Genomic DNA, 4,604 nt, shown 5'->3' with positions numbered 1-4,604 from the left:
CGCGAGATCGTCCGGCCCGACGCCGGTGGCGCGCAGCACCTCCTGGTTGATCACGCGGACGCCGTCCTCGCCGATCGCCCCCATGCCCAGCTCGGGCTGGTAGGGCACGCCGAGTTTGCGTACCAGCAGGACGTCCAGGGGTGCGTCCAGCGCCTCGGCGACGGCCGCGGCGACCGGTACGCCGCCCCGGGGCAGTCCGAGCACCACCACGTCCTGTCCCCTGAGGTACTCCAGGCGCTCCCCCAGCCGCCGTCCGGCTTCCGGACGGTTCGCGAAACGCACGGCGGCACTCCTTCCTTCACTCGCGGGGCAGCCAGAGCGGGGCCGGGCCGTCCGTGTCGGCCGCCCCGGTGGCTTTCATGTCGCCGTCGGCGGCGCGCAGGAGCATGCGGCCCATGGCGATCAGGGCGCGCCCGGCGGCGAGTTCGTCGCCTATCTCGGGTATCGCCCGGTCACTGGGGCTGCGGCGGGCCCCGGCGCGGCTCTCCAGGACGTTGTCCCCGGTGTCCAGGACGATCCGGGCCGTGGTGTCCGGATCGTGCTCGGACAGGTACACGTTCAGCCGCCACTCCTTGACGGCGGGAGGCCGGCTGCTCACGGGTCCGGTCATCCTCGACCTCACCTCCCTGTGCGCCGGTGTGCGGTCCGGCTCTTCCACTGTGCACCCGGCCCCTGCCGGGCGCCTCCGCTGTCCCGGGCACAATGGCGCCATGACCTCGCGCACCTGCCCCTGCGGGCTCCCCCGGTCCTACGACGCCTGCTGCGGCCGCTTCCACACGGGGCGGGCCGCCGCGCCGACCGCGGAGCTGCTGATGCGCTCCCGGTACAGCGCGTTCGTCAAGGGGGACACGGCGTATCTGCTGCGCACCTGGCATCCGCGGACCCGGCCGCAGCGGCTGGACCTCGATCCGGGGACGAGGTGGACGGGGCTGGAGATCCTGGACACGGCCGACGGGTCGGCGTTCCACACCACGGGCACGGTGGAGTTCCGCGCCTCCTACCGGGGCGGCGCGCTGCGCGAGCGGAGCCGGTTCGAGCGGGTGGCGGGCGCGTGGGTGTACGTGGACGGGGAGTTTCCGGAGGACTGAGGATCCGCGGCGGAAGCGGACCGGGGCACCCTCGTCATCGGGGCGGTGCGACCGGCCGTGCCGGGGTGCTCAGGGGGCCAGGATGTCCAGTTCCTGGAGGGCGCCCGCGGTGATCTCCCGGGTCAGTTCCTCGGCGCGGGCCGCGTCCCGGGCCCGGACCGCCTCGGCGAGCCGCACGTGCAGGGTGACGGCCGCCGGGTCGGGGTCCTCGAACATGACCTCGTGCCGGGTGCGGCCGGAGAGCACCTCCGCGACGACATCGCCGAGGCGGGCGAACATCTCGTTGCCGGAGGCGGTGAGGACGACCCGGTGGAAGGCCACGTCGTGGAAGAGGTACTCCTGGAGCCGGTGGCCGCGTGAGTTGGCCACCATGCCGAGCGCGCACTCGGTGAGTTCGGCGCACTGCTCGGCCGTGGCGTGCCGGGCGGCCAGGCCCGCCGCGACGGGTTCGACGGCGGAGCGCAGCACGGTGAGCGAGCGCAGCTGGTGCGGACGGTCGGCGCCGGCCAGCCGCCAGCGGATGACCTGCGGGTCGTAGACGTTCCACTCGGCCTTGGGGCGCACCGTGACGCCCACCCGGCGGCGGGACTCGACCAGGTGCATGGACTCCAGCACGCGGACCGCCTCGCGCATCACCGAGCGGGACACCTCGAAGCGCTGTGCCAGCTCGTCGGTCCGCAGGACGCTGCCCGGCGGGTACTCGCCGGACGTGATGGCGGGGCCGAGGGTGTCCAGTACATGGCCGTGCAGCCCCCGGCCCCTTGTGCTCATGCACTCAGCGTACGGCCTGGATCACGGACGTAAAAAGTCAGACTTATACGTCACACTCTCTTGAATTCGTCGTACCTAATGGGTTTCAGTGTGGCGACGCCGCAGTGGCGTCGGATGTCGAGGAAGACAGCGAGGCAGTAATGCGAACCCCCCAGGTCGTCGTCGTGATGGGCGTCGCGGGGACGGGCAAGACCACCATCGGTCCCTTGCTCGCCGCGCGGCTGGGCGTCCCGTACGCCGAGGGCGACGACTTCCACCCGCAGACCAACATCGACAAGATGTCGGCCGGGATCCCGCTCGACGACGCCGACCGGTGGCCGTGGCTGGACGCCATCGGGCACTGGGCGCACGGCAGGGCCGGGCTGGGCGGGGTGGTCAGCAGCTCCGCGCTGAAGCGGGTCTACCGCGACCGGCTGCGGGCCGTGGCGCCCGGGATCGTGTTCCTGCACCTGACGGGCGACCGCGAGCTGATCGAGGGGCGGATGTCCCGGCGGCAGGGCCACTTCATGCCCACCGCCCTGCTGGACTCGCAGTTCGCCACCCTCCAGCCGCTCCAGCCGGACGAGGCGGGAGTCGCCGTGGACGTCAGCGGCGGCCCCGAGGAGATCACCGAGCGCGCCGTGCGGGCCCTCGCCGCGCTTCCCGACACCGCGGGCAGCTCTCACTAGCGCCCCAGAAATCCCCCGTAACCGCAAGGAACCCCCGTGACCAGACTCAGCGTCGAGATGCTGGCAGCGGACGCCCCTCCGCCGATCACCTCCGCCGGACACGCCCAGCTGGGCATCGCCGTCCTGGTGGGCATCGCCGTCATCGTCCTGCTCATCACCAAGTTCAAGCTCCATGCCTTCCTGGCGCTGACCATCGGGTCGCTGGCGCTCGGGGCGGCCGCCGGGGCACCGCTCGACAAGGCCATCACCAGCTTCACCGGCGGGCTCGGCTCCACGGTGGCCGGCGTGGGCGTCCTGATCGCGCTCGGGGCGATCCTGGGCAAGCTGCTCGCCGACTCCGGCGGCGCGGACCAGATCGTCGACACGATCCTGGCCAAGGCCGGCGGGCGGGCGATGCCGTGGGCGATGGTGCTGATCGCCTCCGTGGTCGGCCTGCCGCTGTTCTTCGAGGTCGGCATCGTGCTGCTGATCCCGGTCGTGCTGATGGTCGCCAAGCGCGGCAACTACTCCCTGATGCGCATCGGCATCCCGGCGCTGGCCGGTCTGTCCGTGATGCACGGTCTGATCCCGCCGCACCCCGGCCCGCTGGTCGCCATCGACGCGGTCAAGGCCAACCTGGGCGTGACCCTGGCCCTCGGCATCGTGGTCGCCGTCCCGACCGTGATCATCGCCGGGCCGCTGTTCTCCAAGGTCGCGGCCCGCTGGGTGGACGTGCCCGCCCCGGACCGGATGCTGCCGCAGCGCGCCTCGGAGCAGCTCGAGCGCCGGCCGGGCTTCGGCCCGACGCTCGCCACCGTGCTGCTGCCGGTGGTGCTGATGCTGGCCAAGGCGCTGGTGGACATCGTCGTCGACGACCCCGCGGACCACACCCAGCGCGTCTTCGACGTGATCGGCTCCCCGCTGATCGCCCTGCTCGCCGCCGTGATCGTCGGCTTCTTCACGCTGGGCCGGCCCGCCGGGTTCACCCGGGAGCGGCTCCAGCAGACCGTGGAGAAGGGCCTCATGCCCATCGCCGGCATCCTGCTGATCGTGGGCGCGGGCGGCGGTTTCAAGCAGACGCTGATCGACTCCGGTGTGGGCCAGATGATCCTGGACATCTCCAAGGACTGGTCGATCCCGGCGCTGCTGCTGGCCTGGCTGATCGCGGTGGCGATCCGGCTGGCGACCGGCTCGGCGACGGTGGCGACGGTCTCGGCGGCCGGCCTGGTGGCGCCGCTCGCGGCCGACATGTCGACCACCCACACGGCCCTGCTGGTCCTCGCCATCGGCGCGGGTTCGCTCTTCTTCAGCCATGTCAACGACGCCGGTTTCTGGCTGGTGAAGGAGTACTTCGGACTGAAGGTCGGGCAGACCGTCAAGACCTGGTCGCTGATGGAGACGATCATCTCGGTGGTCGCGGGCGGCCTGGTGCTGCTGCTGTCCCTGGTCGTCTAGGGCCGCGGCGACCGGCGCACTCCTGCGAACCGGCCCGTCCGGCCGAGGGCTTCCCTTCGGCCGGACGGGCCGGTTCCGCCGTTCCGGGCGCCGTCATCCGGGCCCGAGCGCGCGGGCGCGGGCCGCGTGGAAGGCCGCCTGCGGGTCGCGGTGGGCGTAGGCCCAGGGCTCCGGGGTGGCGTGGTCGCCGATGCGCTGGAACAGGGCCGCCGCCTCGGCCGGGCGGCCGGCGCAGGACAGGGCGAACGCCAAGTGGTTGAGGTCGATCAGCCGGCGCGGGTGTTCGTCGTGCTCCCACTCCAGCCACCAGTCGAAGGAGGCGGCCAGCACGCGCCGGGCCCGGGGGCCGGACCAGTGCCGGGAGGCGGCCGGGTCGGCGGGGCCCAGGCCGGTGGCGGCCAGGACCCGGTACCGCTCGGCGTAGGCGACCACCGGCAGCACGGCCAGCGGGGAGTCGGCGGGGGCCTCGGCGGCGGCCAGCTCGGCGGCGTCGTACGCCTCGTGGGCCTCGGCGCGGCCGCACCCGGGCCGTTCGGCGAGGCAGGCGATCAGCAGGTGGTGGGCGTGGTGGTGCTCGGGATGGCGGCGGCGCGGCGAATGGGTCCGCGGTTGGGCCCTGGGGCCCTTCGGGGGCGGGAGCGTC

Annotated in this window: 6 protein-coding genes and 1 pseudogene; 3 read left to right on the top strand and 4 right to left on the bottom strand. The window is 73.0% G+C overall.

What is annotated here, in order from left to right; translation table 11 throughout:
* A partial coding sequence (locus H5J33_RS24430) for a phosphoribosyltransferase family protein (RefSeq protein ID WP_309485480.1) occupies positions 1 to 282 on the bottom strand: 282 nt, incomplete at its 3' end.
* 16 nt (positions 283 to 298) lie between these two features.
* Positions 299 to 610 (bottom strand): dsRBD fold-containing protein, encoded by a 312-nt coding sequence (locus H5J33_RS24425; protein ID WP_181797033.1) that lies wholly within the window; start codon positions 608 to 610, stop codon positions 299 to 301.
* Positions 611 to 710: 100 nt separating this feature from the next.
* Here H5J33_RS24425 and H5J33_RS24420 point away from each other — a divergent pair, with 100 nt between their 5' ends.
* Positions 711 to 1,088 carry a YchJ family protein gene (locus H5J33_RS24420; protein WP_181797032.1) on the top strand — a complete coding sequence of 126 codons (378 nt, stop codon included), beginning with the start codon at positions 711 to 713 and terminating at the stop codon, positions 1,086 to 1,088.
* Between the two features lie 69 nt (positions 1,089 to 1,157).
* Here H5J33_RS24420 and H5J33_RS24415 read toward each other — a convergent pair whose 3' ends face one another.
* Positions 1,158 to 1,859 (bottom strand): FadR/GntR family transcriptional regulator, encoded by a 702-nt coding sequence (locus H5J33_RS24415; protein WP_181797031.1) that lies wholly within the window; start codon positions 1,857 to 1,859, stop codon positions 1,158 to 1,160.
* A 140-nt stretch (positions 1,860 to 1,999) separates the two neighbouring features.
* On the opposite strand from H5J33_RS24415, the gene H5J33_RS24410 reads away from it, so the two are divergent.
* Both H5J33_RS24410 and H5J33_RS24405 read left to right on the top strand, forming a co-directional pair.
* A complete protein-coding gene (locus H5J33_RS24410; protein WP_181797030.1) occupies positions 2,000 to 2,527 on the top strand; it encodes a gluconokinase in 528 nt (175 codons plus the stop codon).
* A 36-nt stretch (positions 2,528 to 2,563) separates the two neighbouring features.
* Positions 2,564 to 3,961 (top strand): GntP family permease, encoded by a 1,398-nt coding sequence (locus H5J33_RS24405; RefSeq protein ID WP_181797029.1) that lies wholly within the window; start codon positions 2,564 to 2,566, stop codon positions 3,959 to 3,961.
* Between the two features lie 93 nt (positions 3,962 to 4,054).
* On the opposite strand, the pseudogene H5J33_RS24400 reads toward H5J33_RS24405, so the two are convergent.
* Positions 4,055 to 4,604 (bottom strand): annotated as a pseudogene (locus H5J33_RS24400) (hypothetical protein); the annotation flags it as partial.

The sequence above is a fragment of the Streptomyces sp. WELS2 genome (assembly GCF_013870595.1).
GTDB lineage: Bacteria > Actinomycetota > Actinomycetes > Streptomycetales > Streptomycetaceae > Streptomyces.
Note: the sequence above shows the minus strand (reverse complement) of the source record. Positions and strands in the feature narration are given on the sequence as shown.

Bases quoted from the DNA above. Each gene is read 5' to 3' on its own strand.
- H5J33_RS24425 (WP_181797033.1), bottom strand. From the start codon at position 610: ATGACCGGACCCGTGAGCAGCCGGCCTCCCGCCGTCAAGGAGTGGCGG.
- H5J33_RS24420 (WP_181797032.1), top strand. From the start codon at position 711: ATGACCTCGCGCACCTGCCCCTGCGGGCTCCCCCGGTCCTACGACGCC.
- H5J33_RS24415 (WP_181797031.1), bottom strand. From the start codon at position 1,859: ATGAGCACAAGGGGCCGGGGGCTGCACGGCCATGTACTGGACACCCTC.
- H5J33_RS24410 (WP_181797030.1), top strand. From the start codon at position 2,000: ATGCGAACCCCCCAGGTCGTCGTCGTGATGGGCGTCGCGGGGACGGGC.